Annotated in this window: 24 protein-coding genes; 20 read left to right on the top strand and 4 right to left on the bottom strand. The window is 65.5% G+C overall.

Annotation, left to right across the window (positions count from 1 at the left end):
* Positions 1-66 precede the first annotated feature (66 nt).
* Positions 67-855: a histidinol-phosphatase gene (gene hisN, locus G6N36_RS11680; protein WP_163686653.1), complete on the bottom strand. Its 789-nt coding sequence runs from the start codon at positions 853-855 to the stop codon at positions 67-69.
* 38 nt (positions 856-893) lie between these two features.
* Here hisN and G6N36_RS11675 point away from each other — a divergent pair, with 38 nt between their 5' ends.
* A complete protein-coding gene (locus tag G6N36_RS11675; RefSeq protein WP_276067210.1) occupies positions 894-1,241 on the top strand; it encodes a hypothetical protein in 348 nt (115 codons plus the stop codon).
* A 5-nt stretch (positions 1,242-1,246) separates the two neighbouring features.
* On the opposite strand, the gene G6N36_RS11670 is transcribed toward G6N36_RS11675, so the two are convergent.
* A complete protein-coding gene (locus G6N36_RS11670) occupies positions 1,247-2,611 on the bottom strand; it encodes an FAD-dependent oxidoreductase (RefSeq protein WP_163686651.1) in 1,365 nt (454 codons plus the stop codon).
* A gap of 162 nt (positions 2,612-2,773) precedes the next feature.
* Here G6N36_RS11670 and prfB point away from each other — a divergent pair, with 162 nt between their 5' ends.
* The 8 genes from prfB (at position 2,774) to G6N36_RS11630 (ending at position 10,658) form a co-directional block, all read left to right on the top strand.
* Positions 2,774-3,889, top strand: a complete 1,116-nt coding sequence (prfB, locus tag G6N36_RS11665; protein ID WP_163686650.1) for a peptide chain release factor 2 — start codon at positions 2,774-2,776, stop codon at positions 3,887-3,889.
* The gene (locus G6N36_RS11660; protein ID WP_163686649.1) at positions 3,879-4,856 is read left to right on the top strand and encodes a mechanosensitive ion channel family protein; all 978 of its coding nucleotides are present in this window, start codon (positions 3,879-3,881) and stop codon (positions 4,854-4,856) included. Before prfB ends, G6N36_RS11660 begins: the two co-directional genes overlap by 11 nt.
* Positions 4,853-5,308: an Rv3103c family proline-rich protein gene (locus G6N36_RS29775; RefSeq protein ID WP_170311115.1), complete on the top strand. Its 456-nt coding sequence runs from the start codon at positions 4,853-4,855 to the stop codon at positions 5,306-5,308. The genes G6N36_RS11660 and G6N36_RS29775 overlap by 4 nt, the downstream gene beginning before the upstream one ends.
* Positions 5,309-5,344: 36 nt before the next feature.
* Positions 5,345-6,034 (top strand): cell division ATP-binding protein FtsE, encoded by a 690-nt coding sequence (gene ftsE / locus G6N36_RS11650; protein WP_163690627.1) that lies wholly within the window; start codon positions 5,345-5,347, stop codon positions 6,032-6,034.
* Positions 6,034-6,930 (top strand): permease-like cell division protein FtsX, encoded by an 897-nt coding sequence (gene ftsX, locus G6N36_RS11645; protein ID WP_163686647.1) that lies wholly within the window; start codon positions 6,034-6,036, stop codon positions 6,928-6,930. Before ftsE ends, ftsX begins: the two co-directional genes overlap by 1 nt.
* A 2-nt stretch (positions 6,931-6,932) precedes the next feature.
* Positions 6,933-7,427, top strand: coding sequence for an SsrA-binding protein SmpB (gene smpB, locus G6N36_RS11640; protein ID WP_163686646.1), 495 nt, complete (start codon positions 6,933-6,935; stop codon positions 7,425-7,427).
* Positions 7,428-7,447: 20 nt separating this feature from the next.
* Positions 7,448-8,302, top strand: coding sequence for a DMT family transporter (locus tag G6N36_RS11635; RefSeq protein WP_163690626.1), 855 nt, complete (start codon positions 7,448-7,450; stop codon positions 8,300-8,302).
* 67 nt (positions 8,303-8,369) lie between these two features.
* Positions 8,370-10,658: a putative bifunctional diguanylate cyclase/phosphodiesterase gene (locus G6N36_RS11630; RefSeq protein ID WP_163686645.1), complete on the top strand. Its 2,289-nt coding sequence runs from the start codon at positions 8,370-8,372 to the stop codon at positions 10,656-10,658.
* 96 nt (positions 10,659-10,754) lie between these two features.
* On the opposite strand, the gene G6N36_RS11625 is transcribed toward G6N36_RS11630, so the two are convergent.
* Positions 10,755-11,519: a MerR family transcriptional regulator gene (locus tag G6N36_RS11625; protein WP_179964764.1), complete on the bottom strand. Its 765-nt coding sequence runs from the start codon at positions 11,517-11,519 to the stop codon at positions 10,755-10,757.
* Positions 11,520-11,572: 53 nt separating this feature from the next.
* Between G6N36_RS11625 and G6N36_RS11620 the strand changes: the two genes are divergently transcribed.
* The 4 genes from G6N36_RS11620 to G6N36_RS11605 all read left to right on the top strand — a co-directional run bounded on the left by G6N36_RS11620 (position 11,573) and on the right by G6N36_RS11605 (position 16,121).
* Positions 11,573-13,465: a S9 family peptidase gene (locus G6N36_RS11620; RefSeq protein ID WP_163686644.1), complete on the top strand. Its 1,893-nt coding sequence runs from the start codon at positions 11,573-11,575 to the stop codon at positions 13,463-13,465.
* A complete protein-coding gene (locus G6N36_RS11615; protein WP_163686643.1) occupies positions 13,462-14,121 on the top strand; it encodes a DUF3159 domain-containing protein in 660 nt (219 codons plus the stop codon). The genes G6N36_RS11620 and G6N36_RS11615 overlap by 4 nt, the downstream gene beginning before the upstream one ends.
* A gap of 209 nt (positions 14,122-14,330) precedes the next feature.
* The gene (locus G6N36_RS11610; protein ID WP_372512234.1) at positions 14,331-15,260 is read left to right on the top strand and encodes an SGNH/GDSL hydrolase family protein; all 930 of its coding nucleotides are present in this window, start codon (positions 14,331-14,333) and stop codon (positions 15,258-15,260) included.
* Between the two features lie 51 nt (positions 15,261-15,311).
* Entirely contained in the window at positions 15,312-16,121 is an 810-nt protein-coding gene (locus G6N36_RS11605; protein ID WP_163686642.1) for a thioesterase family protein, read from the top strand.
* A gap of 28 nt (positions 16,122-16,149) precedes the next feature.
* On the opposite strand, the gene G6N36_RS11600 is transcribed toward G6N36_RS11605, so the two are convergent.
* Positions 16,150-16,617, bottom strand: a complete 468-nt coding sequence (locus G6N36_RS11600) for a hypothetical protein (RefSeq protein ID WP_163686641.1) — start codon at positions 16,615-16,617, stop codon at positions 16,150-16,152.
* A 210-nt stretch (positions 16,618-16,827) separates the two neighbouring features.
* Here G6N36_RS11600 and G6N36_RS11595 point away from each other — a divergent pair, with 210 nt between their 5' ends.
* From G6N36_RS11595 to G6N36_RS11565, 7 genes are all read left to right on the top strand, one after another.
* Entirely contained in the window at positions 16,828-18,021 is a 1,194-nt protein-coding gene (locus G6N36_RS11595; protein WP_163686640.1) for an acyl-CoA dehydrogenase family protein, read from the top strand.
* The gene (locus G6N36_RS11590; RefSeq protein WP_163686639.1) at positions 18,014-19,168 is read left to right on the top strand and encodes an acyl-CoA dehydrogenase family protein; all 1,155 of its coding nucleotides are present in this window, start codon (positions 18,014-18,016) and stop codon (positions 19,166-19,168) included. Before G6N36_RS11595 ends, G6N36_RS11590 begins: the two co-directional genes overlap by 8 nt.
* A gap of 103 nt (positions 19,169-19,271) precedes the next feature.
* Positions 19,272-20,123 carry a maleylpyruvate isomerase family mycothiol-dependent enzyme gene (locus tag G6N36_RS11585; RefSeq protein ID WP_163686638.1) on the top strand — a complete coding sequence of 284 codons (852 nt, stop codon included), beginning with the start codon at positions 19,272-19,274 and terminating at the stop codon, positions 20,121-20,123.
* Between the two features lie 193 nt (positions 20,124-20,316).
* The gene (locus G6N36_RS11580) at positions 20,317-20,964 is read left to right on the top strand and encodes an ABC transporter permease (RefSeq protein WP_163690623.1); all 648 of its coding nucleotides are present in this window, start codon (positions 20,317-20,319) and stop codon (positions 20,962-20,964) included.
* Entirely contained in the window at positions 20,957-22,162 is a 1,206-nt protein-coding gene (locus G6N36_RS11575; protein WP_179964763.1) for an ABC transporter ATP-binding protein, read from the top strand. The genes G6N36_RS11580 and G6N36_RS11575 overlap by 8 nt, the downstream gene beginning before the upstream one ends.
* 17 nt (positions 22,163-22,179) lie before the next feature.
* Positions 22,180-22,944, top strand: coding sequence for an ABC transporter permease (locus G6N36_RS11570; RefSeq protein ID WP_163690621.1), 765 nt, complete (start codon positions 22,180-22,182; stop codon positions 22,942-22,944).
* 5 nt (positions 22,945-22,949) lie between these two features.
* Positions 22,950-23,918, top strand: coding sequence for a glycine betaine ABC transporter substrate-binding protein (locus G6N36_RS11565; protein WP_163686637.1), 969 nt, complete (start codon positions 22,950-22,952; stop codon positions 23,916-23,918).
* Positions 23,919-23,996 lie beyond the last annotated feature (78 nt).

Genomic DNA, 23,996 nt, shown 5'->3' with positions numbered 1-23,996 from the left:
CTGAGCAGAATTGCTCGACGCGACGGCGTCATCACATGATGACGCCATTCGCACTCAGATATCGGGCTATCGGAGACGCGCGAGCACAGCGTCGTGCAGCTTCCCGTTGGTGGCGACGGCGCTTCCACCGTGAGGGCCCGGCTGCCCCGCGACGCTCGTGAACGTGCCGCCCGCCTCCCGCACCAGGATGTCGAGGGCGGCCAGGTCCCACAGCTTCACCTCCGGTTCGACGGCGATGTCCACGGCGCCCTCGGCGACCAAGCAGTAGGACCAGAAGTCGCCGTAACCGCGAACCCGCCACACCTCGTCGGTGAGCTCCAGGAATCGTGGGCGTAAACCGTCCCACCCGGTGGTGAGATCGGAGTACGTCAGGCTTGCCGAGGCGATGTCGTCGACGCCGGACACGGAGATGCGCCGCGTCTGCCCGCCGAACGATGTGAAGGCGCCCTCGCCACCGCCGGCCCACCAGCGCCGGTGCAGCGCGGGAGCGCTGACGACGCCCACCACGGGCACGCCGTCGTCGAGCAACGCGATCAACGTGGCCCACACCGGAACGCCGCGGACGAAGTTCTTCGTTCCGTCGATGGGGTCGACGACCCACTGGCGGCCGCTGAAAACCGCTGTACCGCCAAACTCTTCACCGAGCACGACGTCATCGGGCCGTTGCGCCGCCAACGCCTCTCGGACCAGCTCCTCGACCGAGCGATCGGCATCCGTCACGGGAGTGAGGTCCGGTTTCGTCTCGACCCGAAGATCCAGCGCGCCGAAACGAGCCAGCGTCTGCGCGTCGGCGGCGTCGGCCATCTGGAGCGCGAAGGCAACATCATTGCGGATGTCATCGCCAACGGTCGTCATGCTTCACGTCCTACCATGTCGGTGTGTGGGAAATCGCGATGGTCCTGGTCATGCTCGGGGTGCTGGTCGCCATCGCGGCCCCCTGGATCATGAGACGGCGCGGTGCGGGCAGCGACTGGGTGCACGGGCAGCTGTTGGTCACCGGCGTCAGTCCGCGGCCGGAGGACGTCACCGGCGAGCAGTTCGTGACGATCACCGGGGTCATCAACGGCCCGACGGTCAACGAGCATGTGATCTATCAGCGCATGGCGGTCGACGTCGACCAGTGGCCGACGATGTCTTCGCTGTTTCCCGTCGTCTACTCGCCCAAGAACCCCGACAACTGGCGATTCGCACCGACCGAAGCCCCGCCGCCGCCACCCCCGCCGGGGCCCGAGATTTACTAGCGGCGTCAGCCGTGGGCGATGCGCAGCAGCTCCGCGACGCTGGTCAGCTTCACCCGCGGCCGCCCGTGCGGCTCGCCGGAGGTGCGCTCGTGTTCGTCGATCAGCTTCCAGTGGTCATCGGTGATCACCTTGGGCTGACGCTCGACCAGCCATTCCGCCAGCTGCTCGGCATGATCGCTGCCGAAGTCTGACAGCGACGCCGACGACAGGTCGGCGACCAACGTGTCGACGGTTTCCTGCGAGTCGCTCTTGTTGCTGCCGATGACTCCGGTGGGGCCGCGCTTGATCCAGCCGACGACGTACTCGTTGCGACGACCTTCGATCCGGCCATCCGTGTGCGGAATCGTGCCGTTGCGCTCGTGGAACGGCAGACCTTCCAACTTCACCCCGCGATAGCCGACCGCGCGTACCACCAACTGAGCCGGGACCTCCTCGCGTTCGCCGGTGTCCTTGGCGACGACGCGGCCATCCTCTTCGACCAGTTCATTGCGCCCCAGCACGATGGACTCGACCTTGTCGGTGCCCTTGATCTCGATCGGCGACGTGCGGAACCGGAAGACGATGCGGCGCTTGGCGCCCTTCGGTGTCTGCTCGCCGTATCCGCGCAACACCTTGATGTTGTTCTTGACGGTCTTGCCCGCAGCGTCCAGATCCTCGTCGGAGATATCGGCGAAGTCGGCGGGGTCGATGATCACGTCGACGTCGCCCAGGCCTTCCAGGTGGCCGAGTTCCCGCAGTTCCAGCGTGGTGAACGGGGCCTGCAGCGGACCGCGCCTGCCGATGATGAGGACCTCCTCGACACCGCGGTCGTGCAGGGACTGCAGCGCATGGTCGGCGATGTCGGTTGCGGCCAGCACATCGGGGTCGGTCACCAGGATGCGCGCCACGTCCAGCGCGACATTGCCGTTGCCGACCACCACGGCTCGCCCGGTCGACAGATCCGGCGCCATCTCCTCGAAGTGAGGATGGGCGTTGTACCAGCCCACGAAGTCGACGGCGGGCACGCTGCCGGGCAAATCCTCGCCGGGAATACCCAACGATCGATCGGACTGCGCGCCGACGGCGTAGATCACCGCGTCGTAGCGTTCGGCCAGCTCAGCAGCCTGCACGTGGTCGCCGACCACGATGTTGCCGAAGAACCGGAAACGGGGGTCCAGCGCGGTTTTCTCGAACTGGGCGCTGATGGATTTGATCTTGGGGTGGTCGGGTGCGACGCCCGAGCGCACCAGCCCCCATGGCGTGGGCAGCATCTCCAGCATGTCGACGCGGACATCCGCGTCATCGGTGGCGTCGGCGAATTTCAGGAGCGAAGCGGCAGCGAAGTAGCCCGAGGGGCCGGAGCCGACGATCGCCACGTGGTAGGGACGCATGAATACCTTTTGTTGAAGGTTGTCGCTGCCCGGCCGCACGCAAGGGGCTGTCGCGTCGCGGCAGGGCCGGTTGCCATCTCCGATGCTAAAGCCGAACGCTTCCGAATTGCCGTCAGTCAGGGATAACAGTGTCGGCTTCTGCCACAGGTACCCTGAATTCCCGTGGATCCCGACCGGCAAGCCGATATCGCAGCACTTGACTCCACCCTGACGACGGTGGAGCGGGTGCTCGACGTCGAGGGCCTGCGTGTCCGGATCGAGAAGCTCGAACACGAGGCCTCTGACCCGAACCTGTGGGACGACCAGTCGCGGGCGCAGAAAGTCACCAGCGAGCTGTCCCACACCCAGGGCGAACTGCGCCGCGTCGAGGAACTCCGGCAGCGCCTCGATGACCTGCCCGTGCTCTACGAGATGGCCTCCGAAGAAGAGGGAGCGGGCGCCGCGGAAGCCGAAGCCGAGGCCGACGCCGAGCTCAAAAAGCTGCGCGAGGACCTCGAGGCGATGGAGGTCCGCACGCTGCTGTCCGGCGAGTACGACGCGCGTGAGGCGCTGGTCAACATCCGGTCCGGCGCGGGCGGGGTGGACGCGGCGGACTGGGCCGAGATGTTGATGCGCATGTACATCCGCTGGGCCGAGCAGCACGACTACCCGGTCGAGGTGTTCGACACGTCCTACGCCGAAGAGGCGGGCATCAAGAGCGCGACCTTCGCGGTGCACGCGCCGTACGCGTACGGCACATTGTCGGTGGAGCAGGGCACCCACCGGCTGGTGCGCATCAGCCCGTTCGACAACCAGGGCAGGCGCCAGACCTCTTTCGCCGAAGTAGAAGTGTTGCCCGTCACCGAAACCACCGACCACATAGACATTCCCGAGGCTGACGTGCGTGTCGACGTCTACCGATCCAGTGGACCGGGCGGTCAGTCGGTGAACACCACCGACTCAGCGGTTCGACTCACGCACATCCCGACCGGTATCGTGGTCACCTGCCAGAACGAGAAGTCGCAGTTGCAGAACAAGGTCTCGGCAATGCGGGTTCTTCAGGCAAAGTTGTTGGAACGCAAGCGTTTAGAGGAGCGCGCCGAAATGGATGCCCTGAAGGGCGACGGCGGAAGCTCGTGGGGAAATCAGATGCGTTCTTACGTTTTGCATCCGTATCAAATGGTAAAGGACTTGCGCACCGAGTATGAGGTCGGCAATCCGACTTCAGTGCTGGACGGAGACATCGACGGGTTCCTCGAGGCCGGAATCCGTTGGCGCAATAGACGAGATGACGAATAGCAACTTGATCGCATTCGCCTTGGGAGACCGGTGGACCGGTTTCTGGCAGGGCAATATCGGTGTCTGGATCCTCGAGCGAGGGGTCCCGATCGCCCTGCTGCTCATCGGGGGACTGCTGGCTGCCCGATTCATCAACTGGGGCGCGCGCCGCGTGGTGCGGCGGATCGACGCCGAGTACCAGGAAAGCGACCAACTGGTGCGCACCGAGAGCGCGAAGCATCGCCAGGCCGTCGCTTCAGTGATCTCCTGGGTATCGGTCGCACTGTTGTTCGTCGTCGTATCCGTCGAGGTCAGCGACACCTTGGCCATCCCGATAGGGTCGCTCGTGGCGCCAGCCGCGGTTTTGGGTGCGGCGCTGGGTTTCGGTGCCCAGCGGATAGTTCAAGATCTGCTTGCGGGATTTTTCATCATCACCGAAAAGCAGTATGGATTCGGCGATCTGGTGACGTTGTCGATGGTGGGTGTGGACGACGCCACGGGCACGGTCGAAGAGGTCACGCTGCGAGTGACCAAACTGCGCTCCAACGAGGGCGAGGTTTTCACCATTCCGAACGGCCTGATCATCAAGTCCACCAACCTGTCGAAGGACTGGGCACGGGCTGTCATCGACATCCCGGTACCAATCAGCGCCGACCTCAACGAGGTCAACTCGCTGCTGCACGACGTGTGCCGAGATGCGATGCAGGACGTCACCTTGCATCAGTTGTTGCTCGACGAGCCGTCCCTGATGGGAGTGGAGAGCATCGAGCTAGACACCGTCAACGTGCGGATAGTGGCGCGCACGCTCCCGGGCAAGCAATTTGAAGTCGGCCGCCGCCTCCGCATTCGCGTGATTGCCGCCCTCACGAAGGCCGGCATCGTCTCCCACACCGAGGCCCAGACGACTTCTGTCGAAGCGATCGCGCATCCCGCGAGTGCCGTCGGCGCCGAGGCGGAATCCCGCGGAGCGCCGGAGAAGAAACCGTGACCTCCTGGTTCAAGGCAAGGTTCGGTCGGATGCGGGTCTCGACGATCGTACTTCTCGTCGTCTTCGTCGCACTTTTCTGGGTGAATCAAACGTTCCAGCCCGAACCGCCTCCCCCCGCACCATCGCCTGCGGTCGTACCCCCTGGGTTCGTTCCCGACCCGAACTACACCTGGGTGCCGCGCACCAACGTGCGGCGGCCCAAGGAGACTTTCGAGTCCACGACCGCAACCACGACCACCACGACACCGACCACCACGAGCCCGACGGACACCACCGGTCCGACGTCGCCGACCTCACCGACAGAGACCACCCCGACCACGCCGACGACCACCGTCGTGGATCCCGACGGATCCGGGCCGCTGCCGCCGACGACGCAGACGATCGTGACGCCGACACAGGTGTCACCGGCCGCGCCCGGCCCAAGACCGGCGACCACGGCTCCGCAGAGCTAGGCCCGAGGACATACCCCGCTACACTGGCGTGCCGTGATGATCACCCTTGACCATGTCTCGAAGATGTATAAGTCGTCGGCGCGGCCGGCGCTCGACAATGTGTCGGTCAAGATCGACAAGGGTGAGTTCGTTTTCCTCATCGGCCCGTCGGGTTCGGGCAAGTCCACCTTCATGCGGTTGCTGCTCGCCGAGGAGACTCCCTCCTCAGGCGACATCCGGGTGTCGAAGTTCCACGTCAACAAGCTGGCCGGTCGCCACATCCCGGGCCTGCGGCAGGTGCTGGGCTGCGTCTTCCAGGATTTCCGGCTGTTGCAGCAGAAAACGGTGTTCGAGAACGTCGCCTTCGCGCTGGAGGTCATCGGGAAGCGCTCCGAGGTGATCAATCGTGTGGTGCCCGATGTCTTGGAGATGGTCGGCCTGTCCGGCAAGGCCAACCGGCTGCCCACCGAGCTGTCCGGTGGTGAACAACAGCGGGTCGCGATCGCCCGGGCGTTCGTCAATCGGCCGCTGGTGCTGCTTGCCGACGAGCCGACCGGCAACCTCGACCCTGAGACCAGCAAGGACATCATGGACCTACTCGAGCGCATCAACCGCACCGGGACGACGGTGGTGATGGCCACTCACGACCACCACATCGTCGACTCGATGCGCCAGCGTGTCGTGGAGTTGGAATTGGGCAGGCTGGTTCGCGATGAGCAGCGCGGCGTCTACGGAATGGATCGCTAGTGCGCTTCGGATTCCTCATCAATGAGGTCCTCACCGGTTTTCGTCGCAATGTGACGATGACGATCGCGATGATCCTCACCACCGCGATCTCGATCGGCCTGTTCGGCGGCGGCCTGTTGGTGGTGCGACTCGCCGACCAGTCACGCGACATCTATCTGGATCGTGTCGAGAGCCAGGTCTTTCTGACCAACGACGTCTCCGCGAATGACCCCACCTGCGACGCCGATCCGTGCAAGGCGCTGCGACAGCAGATCGAGGACCGCGACGACGTGCGTTCGGTTCGGTTCCTCAACCGTGAAGAGGCGTATGCCGACGCCGTGAAGAAGTTCCCGGAGTTCAAGGAATTCGCCGGGCAGGACGCGTTCCCGTCGTCGTTCATCGTCAAACTCGACGACCCGGAACAGCATCAGGCGTTCGACGAGGCCATGGCCGGTCAGCCGGGGGTTCAGCAGGTTCTCAACCAGAAGGTGTTGATCGACCGGCTGTTCGCCGTCCTCGACGGCGTCCGCAACGCGGCGTTCGCGGTGGCGTTCGTGCAGGCGATTGGAGCAATTCTCCTGATCGCCAACATGGTTCAAGTCGCGGCCTACACCCGGCGAACAGAGATCGGCATCATGCGACTTGTCGGCGCCAGCCGGTGGTACACACAACTGCCGTTCCTGGTCGAAGCGATGCTGGCGGCCTTCGTCGGTGTGGTGATCGCCATCGTCGGGCTCATACTGGTGCGTGCCCTGTTCCTGGAAAGCGCTCTCGACCAGTTCTATCGGGCCAATTTGATCGCCAAGGTCGACTATGCGGACGTCCTGTATTTCAGTGCGCCGTGGATGCTGTTTCTCGGTCTGGCAATGTCGGGTGTCACCGCGTACGTGACACTGCGGCTGTACGTCCGAAGATAACCATGGCCAAAAAAGCTGACCCGACGCGGTCTGCCAACAACAAGGTCGTCGCGACGAATCGTAGAGCGCGGCACAACTATTCGGTCCTCGAGACTTTCGAAGCCGGAGTGCAGTTGGTGGGTACCGAGGTGAAGAGCCTGCGGGACGGGCAGGCATCGCTTGCCGACTCGTTCGCCACCATCGACGACGGTGAGGTGTGGCTGCGCAATCTGCACATCCCGGAGTATCACCACGGCAGTTGGACCAACCACACGCCGCGGCGCAATCGCAAGTTGTTGTTGCACCGCAGCCAGATTGACAATCTGATCGGCCGGATCCGCGACGGCAACCTCACTCTGGTGCCGCTGTCGCTCTATTTCTCCGACGGCAAGGTCAAGGTCGAGTTGGCGCTGGCACGCGGTAAGGAAGCCCGCGACAAACGGCAGGACATGGCCAAGCGCGATGCGCAGCGGGAGATCACCCGGGAACTCGGCCGCCGGGCCAAGGGCATGACCTGATCAGCTTCGTGACCGCGCTGATCGCAGCGTTCGGTTACGGCGTAAGCGATTTCGTGGGAGGTATCGCCTCGCGCCGGGTCGCGGCGCTGCGCGTCGTGGTGATCTCCTACCCGGTGGCGCTGATCCTGCTGACGGTGATCGCCGTACCGGTCGGAGGGGTGGTCTCGGCCCCGGCGGTGATGTGGGGGGTGACCTCCGGTGTTGCGCAGGCGTTCGGTGTCTGGTGGTTCTACGCCGCGCTGGGCGCGGGCCCGATCTCCGTCGTGTCGCCCCTCACGGCGATTCTGGTCGCGGGTATTCCCGTCGGCGTCGGCCTGGCGCTCGGTGAGCGGCCGGGCCCGCTGGCGGTCGTCGGCGTCGTCATGGCGTTGGCGGCGGTGGTGCTCGTCAGCCGGGACGCCACCGATGAGCCGCTTGCGGGAAGAGCGACAGATACCGACGAGGACGACACGCGGCACAGGTTCACGGTGAAGGTCGCGTGGCTGACGGTGGGTTCCGGAGTGGCGTTCGGAATGAATTTCGTCCTGCTCGACCAGGTGCCGGTCGAGGCCAAGCTGTGGCCCCTGGTATTCGGCAGGTTCGCGGCGACAGCGATCGTGTTGCTGGCAGCGGCGCTCACCGCGAACCTGGCCATCGAAAGGGGTGTGCCGTTGCGGCTTGCGCTCACCGCGGCGGCGCTCGATACCGTCGCCAATGTCGCTACGCTGCTGGCACTGCAGTCCGGGATGCTGTCGTTGGCCGGCGTGCTGATCGCGCTGTATCCGGCCGCGACCGTGCTGTTGGCGATTGTCGTGCTGCGCGAGCGGGTGACCCGCTGGCAGGCGGTCGGCATGGCGTTGGCGCTGGCGGCCGTCGCGATGATCGCGGCGGGCTAACCGATGTATGCGGGTTTGCTCGGGTAGGGCATCATTGCATCCAGGTTTCGCGAGATAGCGGGATGAAATGAACCGGGTGTCGGTGACGAACGGCCAGTTGCGCCTCGGACTGTTTGCCGGCGTCCTGGTGCTGCTGTGTGTCAACGCGTTGGCACTGTGGGGCGAGGCCACAGCGCGGCAGGTGCATTTCGCGCTGTTGGTGATAGCTGGCATTGCGGTGGTGGTCACCGGTGTGGCGGTGTCGCGGCGGGTGACCGGCGTCGCGCGGGCGTGGCGGCTGCTGGGTGTTGCAACGATCGTGTGCATCCTGGTCGGCGACGCGATCTGGTGGTCGGATGGCGCAACACCGACCGGTACCGCGCCGTGGCCTGCCGTCGCTGCATATCTCCTGTCCGCGTTGTTGGCTCTCGTGGTGCTCGCGCTGCTAGCGTCCGCCGGTGTCGGCCCGACCGGCTGGCGCAGCGGCCCGGCGCGCACGACGCGCATCATCACAGTCATCGACGGTCTGGTGGCGGCTCTGGCATTCGCGATTCTGGCGGTAGCGGCGGGAGTCGGTGCTTCGACAGGAGCGTCGTTACCTCGATCCGGCAACACCGTCGCGGTGATCCTGTACTCCGCGATCCAACTGGTGGTTGTCGTGGCGGCGGTCCTGATCGCGACGTGGTACGGGCGCGACCGCCCCTATCGAGCGAACTTTCTTCTGCTGGCGGCAGGCACCGTCATGCTGGTGAGTTCAGACAGGCTGGTCGCTTATCTAAGGACCGTGGGCTTCGAACGCGGCGACCTGTGGGTGGGGATCGGATTCGTTCTCGGGCTCCTGTTGATCGCGTACGGAATGCTGGAGCTGACACCGCCACGGCCGATCGAGGTCAACCGCGACGCCCTGGACTGGCTGCGGCTCCTGTTGCCGTACGTGGGATTCGTGGGCACTGCGACGTTGTTCGCTTTCCACGTCTTGATCGGACAGCGGCTGAACGTCTTCCTCGTCTGCGGGGCCGTCGTGATGGTCGCACTCGTCGCTACCCGGCAGCTCATCGAGACGCGCGCACAGTGGTTGCTGATCAGACGCCTCTACGACGCGCAGCGTCGACTGGCCCATCAGCTGCACCACTACGCGTTGACTGGGCTGCCCAACCGGCTGCTGTTCACCGAGCGGCTCGACGAGGCCATGCGCGACGGCCGTTTCATGCTGATCTTGATTGACCTCGATGACTTCAAAGAGGTGAACGACCGCTTCGGCCACGCAGCGGGTGACGAATTGCTCTGCGCGATGGGGGAACGGCTCAAACGTTGCGTGCGCGACACCGACACGCTGGCTCGGATCGGCGGAGATGAGTTCGCGATTCTGATCGCCGGCGAGTCCGAACAACTGGAAGACGCTGCGGAGCGCCTGCGCGTCGCGCTGCGGGATCCTTTCGCGCTGCACGGTTCTGCGGTGCGGGTCAAGGCCAGCATGGGTCTGGTCAGGCCGGGAGCCGACGGCGTGCCCCAGACGTCGGACGATCTGCTGCGGCAGGCCGACGCCTCGATGTACGCCGGTAAGCGGCTCGGTAAGGACACCGCCGTGGTCTATCAACCGGCTTCCGGTTCGACCATCGATTTCCCGACGGCACTGCGGAATGCCGACGGCGAGGCCCCGCCCGGCTTCCGGCTCGTCTATCAGGTGGTGGTGCGGTTGCCCGACGGCAAACCGGTCGCTGTCGAGGCGCTGGCCAGGTGGACCACGCCGACCGGAATCGAAATGTCACCCGAGACGTTCGTTGGCGCGGCGGAGGCGGCGGGCCTCGCGGCCGACCTCGACGCGTTGGTACTCAACATGGCGTGCCGGGACGTCCAGCAGGCAGGCCTGGACCTCGTCATCCACGTGAACATCGGCGCGGGTCGGCTGGGCAATCCCACCTTCGAGCAGCAGGTGCGACTGGCGCTGACGCGACATCGCCTTCCGCCGAACCGACTGGTCGTGGAGATCACCGAGACGCTGCCGATCGTCGACCTCGCCTACGCCGCAGCGCAGATCAAGCGGCTCAATGCGCTCGGTGTGAAGGTGGCGCTGGACGACTTCGGTGCGGGGTTCAATTCGCTGACGTACATGCACGCCCTTCCGGTGCAGATCGTCAAGCTGGACCGCGGCCTGGCCACCGCCGATCAGGCCCGGGACCTGACGCTGTATCGCTCGGTCATCGGACTGTGCGACGAGCTCGGATTGACCGTGATCGTCGAGGGTATCGAGTCTGCCGCGCAGTCCGACACGGTGTACCGCGCGGGCGGCCGCCTGGCCCAGGGCCATTTCTACGGGTATCCGGTGCCGATATCCGAGCTGAGCCTGGCCCGGCCGGCGCGCGTCGGGGGGGTCTGAGTTCGGACGACGCAGTTTCGCGAGCGGCCGTGTTTGTCCGGCGACACGCCGCCAACTGCGTGCATTTTGGGGCCGCTCGTCGCGGGCCGAGTGTGTTCACTCGCCTGGATGATCCTCTGGCGCACTGAGATTGCGCACGATCTCGCCCGCCCGCCGCAGCACGTCCAACTGCGCCGGGTTGTACAGGTCGACCATCGCGGCACCGATCGCCTCGTCTGCGAATCGTTCTCCTCGCGGTGCATCCGATCGGAACTCCGCGAGGTTGGGGTGCGCGTCGTTGATCGCCCGGATGTAGGGGGCGAGTCGTTCGGCGAGTTCGCGACGCGTCGCCTCGTCGGCGTCGGCGGGCAGGTTGTCCAACTCGGTCCCCGCGGGATCCTCGGGTGTCTCGCGCATCATGTCCGCGTAGGTCTGCCTGCCGCGCGGTCCCAGCACGCGGCTCAGCACGACGACGAGCTTGCGGTCGGCGTCGGTCATCTTCGCAGCGGTGTCAGGTGCCACGAAATCGGGTGGCAGATCCGTCGGCGCCGCGTGCTCCAAGAGCTCGCGCAGTTCGTCGCGGGCGCGCTGCAGGCGATCGATCGTCTCGGCCAGTTCGGCGTCCAGCTCGCGCAGCGCCTGTTCGGGATGATCGTCGGATTCGCCCATCGCGGCGATCTGGGGGAGGGAGAAGCCGAGTTCGGTCAGCCGTTTGATCCGCACCAACCGGACGAGGTGCGCGACGCCGTACTGCTTGTAGCCGTTGCTGCGGCGTTCCGGCTCGGGCAGCAGCCCGATCTGGTGGTAGTGCCGCACCGCCCGCAGGCTGGTGCCGGCGAGTTCGGCGACTTCCCGGGTGCTCCACGCCACGGGTTCCATCATGGTTGATCAGCGCGAGTTGACTGTGCCGCTACGTCCGAGTGTGCGATGGAGACATGAACAAACCCGAACTGATATCCGTCGAAGACTTGTTCAAGTCGCCTGTCCGAGCGGGGGCGGCGATCTCCCCGGACGGCACTCGCGTCGCCTACCTCGCGCCGTGGCGGGACCGGCTCAACATCTGGGTGGCAGCCCTCGACGGTGACTTCGGCGCCGACGCGCGCCGCGTCACCGCCGACGAGACCCGCAGCATCCTGCACTTCTCGTGGACCGACGACCCGCGCTGGCTGCTGTACCTGCAGGACACCGGCGGCGACGAGAACTGGCACATTTTCCGTGTTGACCTCGACAGCCCGGACGCCCCCGCCGTCAACCTCACCCCGTTTCCCGGCGTCATGTCTGCCTTCGAATTGCTGCCCGACAAGCCGGGAAAGGCGCTTGTCCACTCCAACAAGCGTGCTCCGACGCAGATGGACGCCTACGAACTCGACATCGCCTCGGGTGACCTGACAATGCTCGCCGAGAATCCGGGCGACGTGGTCGGCTGGCTGACGAGTCGTCGCGGCGATCTGTTCGCGACCAAGCTGAACCGAGAAGGCGACCTAGAAATCCTGGAGCGGGACCGAAAGACCGAATCGCTGCGCTCCATCGCGCACTACGACGGCAAGGACTACACCATGGGCATGTATCCCATGGTGGTCACGCCCGACGGCACCGGGATCTGGATGGGGTCGAACGAGGGCACCGACCGCACCCGGCTCGTGCGGCTCGACGTGGCCGACGGCAAGCAGTACGCCGTCGACAGCCACCCGACGTTCGACGTCGACACCCGGGCCCAGGTGTGGCCTGGCCTGCCCGAGCCGCTCATCCAGAGCCGGGCCACCGGCGAGCTGTTGGGCGTGCGGTATCTCGGTGAGCGACAGGTCATTCAGGCACTCGACCCGCATTTCGCCGATGTGCTCGCGGGTCTGGAGAAACTGTCCGACGGCGACATCGGCGCGCTGTCCTCTGACATCAAGGGACGCAAATGGGTGGTCAGCTTCAATCACGACCGCGAACCCGGCGTCACCTTCCTCTACGACCACGAAACCGGCGAAAGCCGCGAGCTGTACCGTCCCTATCCGCATCTTGATCCGGAGCAGCTGGCGCCGATGCTCCCGGTGACGATTCCCTCGCGCGACGGGCTCGACCTGCCTTCGTATCTGACGCTGCCGGTCGGAATGCCGTCGGAGAACCTGCCGCTCGTCCTCGTGGTGCACGGCGGACCGTGGGCGCGCGACGGATGGATGTACACACCCGCCGTCCAGCTGCTCGCCAATCGCGGATACGCGGTATTGCAGGTCAACTTCCGCGGTTCGGCGGGATACGGCAAGGCTTTCCAGAAGGCGGCGATCGGTCAGTTCGCAGACAAGATGCACGACGATCTGATCGACGGCGTCAACTGGGCCGTCGAACAGGGTTACGTGGACCCGGAGCGGGTCGCCATCTTCGGTGGCTCCTACGGCGGCTACGCGACGCTGGTCGGTGTCACGTTCACCCCAGACGTGTTCGCCGCCGCGATCGATTACGTCGGCATCTCCGACCTGTCCAACTTCATGCGAACGCTGCCCGAGATCGCGCGTCCGCACCTGGCGAACAACTGGCATCTGTTCGTCGGCAACCCCGACGATCCTGAGCAGTTGGCGGACATGCTGGCTCGATCCCCGATCACGAAGGTCGACCAGATCCGCACGCCGCTGCTTGTTGTCCAGGGCGCCAACGATGTTCGCGTCGTGCAGGCCGAATCCGACAACCTCGTCGAGGCGCTGCGTGGCCGCGGGGTGGAGGTCGAGTACATGGTCAAGGAGGACGAGGGCCACGGATTCGTCAACCCGGACAACGTGATCGACATGTTCAACGCCGTCGACCGGTTCCTGGCCAGGCACCTCGGCAAGCGGAGGGACGCATGACCGACGCCCACACCCCGACGGTGCTCGAGCGGATGGGCGGTGTGTCCGGCTTGGTGTACGCCAGCGTGCCGACGATCGCCTACGTGATCGTGAATGCGATCGCGGGGTTGACAGCGGCGGTCGTGGTGGCCGTCGGCGCCGGCGCGGGACTGATCGTCATGAGGTTGCTCCGCAAAGAGCCGCTGCAGCCGGCGGTGTCCGGGCTGCTCGGCGTCGTTGTCGCGGCGCTGATCGCGTACTACACCGGTTCCGCCGAAAACTATTTCCTGCCGGGGATTTGGCTCAGTCTGGCCATGACCGCGGTGTTCACCGCGTCCCTCGTCGTGCGACGTCCGCTGATAGGAGTGGCCTGGAATCTGATGCGCAGTGCGGGCCCCGATCCGGCGTGGCGGCGCGACAAGACTGTGCTGCACGCATTCGACATGGCGACGCTGGCGTTCGCCGCGGTCTTCGCCGCGCGGTTCGTCGTTCAGGATTCGCTGTACGACGCGGGGTCCGCGGGGTGGCTGGCGTTCGCGCGGATCGCGATGGGCTATCCGCTGCTGGCGCTGGCGCTGCTGGTGGTGTACTGGGCGGTGCGCCGCGCCAATCGGCGGCGCGTCGATGACGAGGCCAACGAGCGGATGCACGGCCAAACAGTGGAGGCGAGAAGCTGATCCAGCATCAGATCGAGATTGGCCTGCTGCGCGGACTCGCTGAGCTCGAGCGCACCGAGCGAGGCTGGCTGCCGCACCGACTGCCTGCTCGAGCCCGCGCGCAGTGTGACGACCCGCAGTTGCTCGGTGCTGAATCACAACCGTCCGGAGTGCGTTTCGCGCTGCGGACGGCCGCGAGGGCGATCGAGCTCGATATCATCCGTACGCGCGTGGTCCTGGTCGGAGTACCGGAACGACCCGACGGCACAGTCGATCTCGTCGTCAACGGCCGCGTGGCCCGACAGGCGGCGACCAGCGGTGGTGACGTGGTGCGCGTCGACCCGGCCACCGGGGACACCCGGGTGGAGCCGGGCCCGGTCGCCACAGTCCGATTCGACCTGCCCGCCGGTGACAACGACGTCGAGATCTGGCTGCCGCACTACGAGCGCATCCAGCTGGTGTCACTGCGCGCCGACGCTCCGATCGGCGTGCTACCGGAGCAGCGAAGGCGCTGGGTACACCACGGCAGTTCGATCAGTCAGGGGTCGAACGCCTCGAGTCCGACGACGACGTGGCCCGCGCTCGCTGCCGGCTTGGCGGGTGTAGATCTCGTCAACCTGGGATTCTCCGGAAGCGCGCTGCTCGACCCGTTCGTCGCCCGTGCCATCCGGGATCAGCCGGCCGACATCGTGAGCGTCAAGCTGGGCATCAACCTCGTGAACGCGGATCTGATGTCCCAGCGTGCCTTCGGTCCCGCCGTGCACGGTTTCCTGGACACCATCCGCGAGGGACATTCCGATACGCCACTGATGGTCGTCGGCCCGCTGTACTGCCCGATCCACGAAACCACGCCGGGGCCAGGCGCTTTCGACGTCAGTGCGCTGGCCCGCGGCGAGGTGCGCTTCGTCGCGACGGGTGACCCGGCACAGGCTGATCGACCAGGCGGGTTGGGGCGGCTGACGCTCACCTACATCCGCGCTCAATTGGCCGCGATAGTCGCCCGCAGGCAGGTCGACGACCCTGCGATCAGCTACCTCGACGGTCTGGCCCTTTACGGTCCAGCAGATGCCGACACGCATCCGTTGCCCGACAATCTGCATCCCGACGCGGCGACGCATCGGCTGATCGGGGAGCGGTTCGCCAGAGCCCTACTGCACTAGGTGATACTGGTGGCAATTTAGTTAGATTGCCGAAATGTAGGAGCTGCACCGTTGGCCGAGTCGACGATCACACCGAGCACCGCGTATTTCGAGCGTCGTGGCGACACCTTCAGCCCTCGTGCGTTCGCCAGGGGCGGCTGGGGCGCACTGATCAGCGGACATGTGGTCGGCGGGCTGTTGGGTTGGGCGGTCGAAGAGTTCGTTGACGATCCGGAGTTCCTGCCTGCCCGGCTCACCGTCGACCTGCCGAGGCCGGCCGCCATTGAACCTGTTGAGGTGCACACCCGCGAGATTCGCGGCGGCAAGCGGTTACGTCTCGTGGAGGCCGTCGTTCGCCAGGAGGGCAAGATCGTCGGCCAGGCGACGGGTCTTTTCCTGCGTCGTGGCGACCAGCCTAGCGGGACCATTTGGTCGCCCCATGTCGAAATGCCCTCGCTTCCAACGGCTGCGCAGCCGCACGACAATCCGTTGTTCGTCCGCGCCTACGGCTGGGGACTGTCGATTCAGAATCCGGACGAAGACTGGCCGGAGGGCGGTAAGAAGTACACGTGGCTACGGTTGACGCAGCCGTTGTTCGACGACGCGCCCCTGACCCCCTTCACGCGTGCGGCCATGGCGGCGGATGTGACTGCCTCCCTGGTGAATTGGAGTTCAGAGGGCCTGGAGTTCATCAACGCCGACTACACGCTGACGCTGAGCCGGCTCCCAGAGGGTGTGCATATCGGTATGGCGTCGCACAGTCACTCCACGCAGGACGGAATCGCGACTGGATCCGCCATTCTTTTTGATGAGGACGGCCAGATCGGCAGCAGTACATCCGTTTCGGTGGCGCAGTCGGGGTTCGCCCCGCCGCCGCCGTGATCGTCCGAAGTGGTCCGGCTCGTATCGGCTATTGAGCAGAGGCGAACTGGACAGGTGCGGCGGGAACGGGGCGGGCCGCGATGCGGTCGCCCTCAGGACGCTGCTTGCGCGCATCCCGCGCGATGCGGCGGGCGAGAACGCGCGCCTGACGATTGGTGATCGCGCGGTTCTTCGCGGCCAGCAGGTCGAGTTGTTGCCAGCTGAGCCCGTCGAGGTCGCCGTCCGAGTCATGCGTGGCGATGACCACGCAGCCACGCAGCAGCGGAACCGTTCTGGCGGAGAAGTTCGTCGTCGCCATCAGTAGTTCAGTGGCAATGGTGTTGGGTTGGCGCTGGCACTTGCGCGGCGACGCGGAGAACCAGAAGTCGAACTGTCGATCCGCACTACTCAGGCAGTGCAGACCCTGAGTCTGAACGAGCTTGTCGATATCGGCCTTGGTGTAGGCGCGGGTTTCATATACGAGGCCATTGGGGCTGCAGTACAGGACAGTGTGCATTCGGATAATCCATTCCACTCTTTTCTTTGTTATGGAGCGTGGCTAGCCACGTCTCCCTTGTTACTCCTGTTACCCGTGTGACAACTGAGACAAACCTGAATAACAAATACGAAACGAAGAGTTTGGCTTTCGACCGCCGGAAACCCTCCCGGCGGCGCTAGCGGGGGCCGGTGAAACTCGACGGGTGTCGAGTTCCTATCGTGACTGGTTATGAGCAACGACGCTGACGCCGAAAAGGTCGCCGACCTGGCACGGGGAGTGGCCACCGACCACGATCCGAAAACGGCTCCGGTCCAGGAGTACCTGGGCGCCTGCTACGACGCCGGTTTGTCCTGGGTCCACTTTCCCCAGGGCCTGGGCGGGCTCGGGGTGTCCCGTGGCCTGCAGGCCGTGGCCGATCGCATCCTGCAGGGCGCCGGCGGGCCGGTGCCGCTCGGGCTCAACCCGATGGGCTACGGCATGGCCGCGCCGACGATCCGCGAGCACGCGCAGACCGAGGACGTGAAGCGTCGATGGCTGCGGCCGCTGGCCACCACCGAGGATCTGTGGTGTCAGCTGTTCTCCGAGCCCGGCGCCGGATCTGACCTAGCGGGCCTGGCCACGTCCGCGGTGCCCGACGGCGAGGAGTGGGTGATCAACGGTCAGAAGGTGTGGACGAGCCTGGCCCATCGCGCGCGCTGGGGTCTGCTGCTGGCCCGCACCAACCCGGATGTGCCCAAGCACAAGGGGTTGACCTACTTCGTCATCGACATGCACGGCGAGGGCGTCGAGACGCGGCCGTTGCGTCAGATCACCGGGCAGGCCGAGTTCAACGAGGTCTACTTCACCGACGCGCGCATCCCGGACAAGCACCGCCTCGGCGAGGTGGGCAACGGCTGGAACGTCGCGATGACGACGCTGATGAACGAGCGCACTGCGCTGGGCGGCAGCGGGAGCAGGCGCGGGGCGGGCACCATCTCCGACGCCACCGCGCTGTGGGCATCGCGCCCCGAGCGGCATACGCCGGTGTTGCGGGACCGGCTCACGCAGCTGTGGTTGCGGTCGGAGGCCCAGCGACTCACCTCGGAGCGCTCGCGCGCCGCCGCCACGGTCGGCGGCCCGGGTCCGGAGGGGTCGATCGGCAAGCTGGTCGGCGCCGAGCTGAATCAGCACATCTACGAGTGGTGCATGGATTTCCTTGGGCCAGAAGGACTTCTGTACCGAGGCTACGACCAGGGCACTCCCACCGGCGAGCGGGACTGGCAGGGCCCGATTCAGCAGAAGTATCTGCGCAGCCGTGCCAACACCATCGAGGGCGGCACGTCGGAGGTCATGCGCAACATCCTCGGCGAGCGCATTCTCGGACTGCCCGGCGACCTGCGTGCCGATGCCGGCATGCCCTGGAAGGAGATTCCGCGTGGCTGAGTTCAAGTTCACCGACGAGCAGAATCAGCTGCGCGATGCCGTGCGCAAGTTCAGCGTCGACCATTTCGCCGAGGACAAGATGCGGGCGCTGATGGAGTCCGACCCGCCGTTCGACCCGAAGGTGTGGGCGCGGCTCGGCGGCGAGCTGGGCGTCCTCGGCCTGTCGGTGCCCGAGGCCGACGGGGGAGTGGGCGGCACGCTCGTCGATCAGGCGGTGGCCATCGAGGAGCTCGGAGCGCGGCTGGCGTGCGGCCCGTTCTTCGGCACGGTCTACCTCGCGATTCCCGCATTGGTCGCGGCGGAGCCCGGAGCCGCGCGCGATGAGCTGCTCGGTGATCTCGTCGAGGGCCGCCGTACCGCCGCGGTCGCGGTCGTGGACCGGGTGGGCGTCTTCGACCTTGAGACCGTGTCGGTGACCGCTGAACGTGACGCGGTGTCGGGCACAGTCAATCAAGTTGTCGACGGCGGTTTCGCCGACGTGCTGTTGGTCGCCGCGCGCGGATCCGACGGGGTCGCGCTGTACGCCGTCGACGCCACGGCGGACGGCGTCGAACGCACCCCGCTGGCGACACTCGACCTCACGCGCTCGGCGGCGAACGTAACCTTCACCAATGCGCCGGCCACGCTGGTCGCCGGGCCCGATGCGGCTCAGCGGGTCCTCGACCACGCACTGCAGGTCGGCGCGTCGCTGCTGGCGATCGAACAGGTCGGTGCCGCGCAGCACCTGCTCGACCTGTCGGTCGAATACGCGAAGACCCGGCTACAGTTCGGTCGGCCTATCGGGTCGTTCCAGGGCGTGAAGCACCGGCTCGCGAATTTGCTCGTCGACGTCGAGCACGCCAGATCGACGGGGTATCACGCGATCTGGGCGCTGAGCGACGGATCCGACGACGCTGAGTTGTCGACGAGCATTGCGCAGGCAGTCTGCTCGGCGGCCCTCAGTCACGTCGCCACCGACACCATCCAGGTGCACGGTGGTATCGGGTTCACCTGGGAGCACCAGGCACACCTCTATTACAAGCGCGCCACGACGAACGCGGTGCTCTTGGGCAGCGCGGAGGAACACCGGGACCGGGTCGCGGCGATGGTGCTGGACAGCGCCACCGTCGACAAGGTGCCGTGGGTGGCCGACGGCACCGCCGTCTGACAGCCACTGCCGTTGCGCGAGCGTGCGTGTTTGCACCCCGACACGCCGCCCGCGCCGAGCATTTCGCGGACGCTCGCGGGCCGCGAGGGCTAGCGTCGGCTCCGTGAGTAGCCCCTCGCGCCCCGTCACCGTGCTCGACAAACCAGCCGTCCTCGCCGGCCTTTTCGAGGTCTGGAGGGACCTCGACGCGCTCGTCGCCGAACTCGGCGACAGCCAATGGCAGACGGCGACGGCGCTACCCGGCTGGAATGTGCACGACGTGATCGCACACGTCATCGGCGTCGAGTCGATGCTGCAGGGCGTCGATACCCCGGAGGTCGACATCGACGTGTCGACCCTCGAGCACGTGCGCAACGAGATCGGCGTCATGAACGAGCGTTGGGTGCGCTCGCTGCGCGACCTCAGTGCGGCGGAAATGCTCGAGGCGTTCCGTTCGACGACGGCGCAACGGCGTCAGGCGTTGTCGGATCTGTCGAATACGCAGTGGAACGACGTCGGCTTCACCCCGGCCGGGCCGGACAGTTACGGGCGGTTCATGCGGGTGCGCACCTTCGACTGCTGGATGCACGAACACGACATCCGCGACGCGATCGGCGCGCCGGCGAGTGCGGCGGAACTCGTCGGGCCCGCGTCCGACCTTGCGTTGGATGAGATGGCGACAAGCATGGGCTTCGTGGTCGGCAAGCGGGCGGGTGCTCCCGACGGGTCGCGGGTCTCGCTGGAGCTGACGGGACCGCTGGGCCGCACGATCAATGTGGCGGTCGACGGCAGGGCCAAGGTGGTCGACGACTTCGGTGACGACGATCCGACGACGACGGTCCAGCTCGACGGCCTGCTGTTCACCCGCCTGGCGGGCGGGCGGGTGCCGCTGGCCGAGCATGCGGATGCCATCGAGTATGGCGGCGACGAGGCCGTCGGCAGGCGTGTCGTCGAGCATCTCAATTACGTCATCTGACCTGAGCACCACGCCGGCATCTGGCCGCCGCTCACCTGCCCTGACGCCGCGGTTTCGGTGAAGTTGCCTGTGAGCCGTCCCGCATGGGTAGGTTGGACTGCGATGCAGCAGTTCATTCGGGGGCTACCTACCAGCCGGCCTGGACAAGGATCTGAACTGCGCCTCGGCATTTCACAGGCATCGGTTGGCTGAGTTGGCGTTTTTCGATTTCGTCCGTGAACGCTGGTCAGTGCTGTCATTCCTGGCTTATCAGCATATGAGCCTCGTTCTGCAGACACTGCTGGTCGCGGCCGCGCTCGCCCTCATCGTGGGCGTGCTGATCTATCGCTCACCGTGGGGTTCGACGGTCGGCAACACCATCACCGCGGTTGGCCTGACGATCCCGTCGTATGCCCTGCTGGGTGTCCTCGTCGGGATCGTCGGAATCGGGGTACTTCCGTCGGTGATCATGCTGGTGTTCTTCGGGTTCTTCCCGATCCTGCGCAATGTCGTGGTGGGCCTGAACGGGGTGGATAAGTCGCTGGTCGAATCGGCTCGCGGCATGGGCATGAACCGTCTGATGACGCTGTTGCGCCTCGAGTTGCCGCTGGCCTGGCCGGTCATCATGACCGGGGTCCGGGTGTCGGCTCAGATGCTGATGGGTATCGCGGCGATTGCGGCATTCGCCCTCGGCCCGGGCTTGGGTGGCTACATCTTCTCCGGTATCTCGCGGACAGGTGGCGCCAACGCGACGAACTCCATCGTGGCTGGCACCGTCGGCATCCTGATCCTCGCGGTCATTCTCGACACCGTGCTCAACGTCATCACTCGACTCACCACCTCAAGGGGGATCCGTGTCTGACTCAACAGTCGAAGATTCGCCACCTGCGGGAGCCGGCGGGGCACGTGGCGTCGGCGGTGCCCGTATCTTGCTCGACGGTGTGACCAAGCGCTACCCGGGTCAGGCGACGGCGGCGGTGGACGACGTCACCCTGGAGATTCCGGCCGGCGAGATCGTCATGCTCGTCGGGCCTTCGGGTTGCGGCAAGACCACCACCATGAAGATGATCAACCGCCTCATCGAACCGACCTCCGGCCGCATCCTGATCGGCGAGGACGACGTGACTCATCGCGATCCTGACCAACTTCGGCGCCACATCGGGTACGTCATCCAGGGCGCGGGGCTCTTCCCACACCTGACGGTCGGTGACAACATCGCGATCGTCCCGCGGCTGCTGAAGTGGGACAAGAAGCGGGTGACCGGCCGCATCGATGAGCTGCTGGATCTCGTCGGCCTCGAGCCAGACAAGTACCGGGATCGGTACCCCCGTGAGCTTTCCGGCGGTCAGCAACAGCGCATCGGCGTTGCCCGCGCCCTGGCTGCCGACCCGCCGGTATTGCTCATGGACGAGCCTTTCGGTGCGGTCGATCCAATTACGCGGCAGCGTCTACAAGACGAATTGCTGCGGCTGCAAGAGGAATTGCGCAAAACCATCGTGTTCGTGACGCACGATTTCGACGAGGCGGTCAAGCTGGGCGACCGGATCGCGATCCTGCAGGTCGGGTCGAAGGTCGTGCAGTACGACACTCCCGAACAGATTCTCGCCAACCCCGCCGACAGCTTCGTCAGCGACTTCGTCGGCCATGGTGCGGCGCTCAAACAACTCACGTTGACCAGAGTCCGCGATGTCCAACTCCACGAGGCCGCGGTCGCGCGGGTCGGTGGCGATGCCGCCGAGGCCGTCAGAGCGGCGCAAGCGATCAACCGAGAGCATGTCATCGTGCTCGACGCCCAGGATCGCCCGCAGCGCTGGATGTCGCTTGCCGACCTCCGCGTGCCGAATTCGCTTGAGCGAGTGGACCGTGACGAAGATCTGGAGTCGGTGAACCTGGCGTCGACGCTGAACGACGCGCTCGACGAGATGCTGACCTCATCGCACGGCGTCGTGGTCGTGACGGGACGCCGTAATGCCTATCAGGGCGTCATCCGGATCGAGACCATCATGGATGCAATGTCGGAGTTGCACAGCGCAGCCGAATCCGCCGAGCCGGTATCGTGACGGTTGTCGTCCCGGCGATCACCGATACCGAAAGTGGTTCGCGGACAGCGAAAGACCGTCGCCGAAGTCTCGCGCGCTGGGTGATCCAGCCGCTCGCATGTGTCGTCGCCGTCGTCGGCTCGCTGGTCTATGTCAACGTCACCGATGTGTCCGATTCGGAGCGCCGATCGCTGGGTGTCTCGAACCTGGTGACATTGCTGCGCGAGCACATGACGATCAGCCTTGCGGCAACGGTACTCACGTGCCTGATAGCCATCCCGATCGGTATCGTGCTGACCCGAGGGGGTATGCGCCGTTATTCCAAGCCGATCATCACCGTCGCGGGTTTCGGGCAGGCCGCGCCGGCGATCGGGTTGATCGCGCTTGGGGCGGTGCTCTTCGGTATCGGGCAGGTCGGCGCCGTCGTCGCATTGACGGTCTACGGCGCACTGCCGATCATCGCCAACACAGTGACCGGCCTGGATGGTGTGGATCCCCGTCTCGTCGAAGCCGCCCATGGCATGGGCATGTCTTCGTTCTCCACGCTGCTCCGCGTCGAGTTGCCCTTGGCGCTGCCCGTGATCGTGGCCGGCGTGCGAACGGCGTTGGTACTCATCGTCGGCACCGCCGCCCTCGCGTCGTTCACGGGCGGCGGCGGCTTGGGGCAGCTGATCACGACGGGGATCAAGTTGCAGCAGAACGTGACATTGGTGGTCGGTGCCATCCTCGTCGCCGCGTTGGCGCTGTTCATCGACTGGCTGGCCCGCGTCGTCGAAATCGTCGCGGCGCCAAAGGGACTCTGATTCGTATGGCGACACCCGTCGGCACTTGGTCCAAGGTCGTCGTCGCCATTGGCTGCATCGTTGTCGTCGGCGGGTGTGGATTGCGATCGGCCAGCGGGGCGGTACTGGAAGCCCGCCCCGGGATCATTCAACATTACGATTCGCTCGAAGGCGTGCAGATCACCGTTGCAGCCAAAGACTTCACCGAGCAACTGATTCTGGGCAATATGCTCTCGACCATCCTGAGTACCGCGGGGGCCGACGTCACCAACCTGACCAATACACCCGGCAGCTTCGGTGTGCGCCAAGCCATGCTCAATGGCGACGCGAACATCTCGCCCGAGTACACCGGAACGGGGTGGATCAATTACCTGGGCAACGAGCAGCCGATCAAGGGCGAGACCGCTCAGTGGCAGGCGGTCAACGAGGCCGATCAGACCAACGGGTTGACCTGGCTTCCGCCGGCTCCGATGAACAACACGTATGCGTTTGCGATCCGTGAAGACGCCGCAGAACGGCTGGGGGTCACCCAGCTCTCCGATCTGAGGAAGCTCGACCGGTCTGAGCTGACGTTCTGCGTGGAAAGCGAATTCGCGAATCGCAATGACGGTTTTGTGCCGATGCTGCAGACCTATGGACTGACACGCGCCGACCTGGGGCGCGTCACGACACTCGATACCGGCGTCATCTATACCGCGACAGCCAACGGCGACTGCAATTTCGGCGAGGTTTTCACGACCGACGGCCGCATTCCGGCGCTGAACCTGCGGGTACTCGAGGATGACAAAGAGTTCTTCCCGCTCTACAACCTCACCGAGGTCGTAAATACCGACCTGCTCGACGCGCACCCCGAGCTGGAAGAGATCTTCGCCCAGCTCAATCCGAGACTCACGAACGACGCGATGCTCGCGTTGAACGCCAAAGTCGACAATGACGGCGAGGATCCTGCGCTGGTGGCGCGTGACTGGCTGATCGAACAGGGCCTGGTGTCGTAGCCCAGTCGGATGCTCGGGACCTCAGTCAGGTGATCTAACTGGGATTATTTGTCCGCTGGCGCGTGTTGTGCGTGCCGG

The sequence above is a fragment of the Mycolicibacterium gadium genome (genome assembly GCF_010728925.1).
Taxonomy (GTDB): Bacteria; Actinomycetota; Actinomycetes; order Mycobacteriales; family Mycobacteriaceae; genus Mycobacterium; species Mycobacterium gadium.
This window is presented reverse-complemented; position numbering and strand designations above follow the sequence as displayed.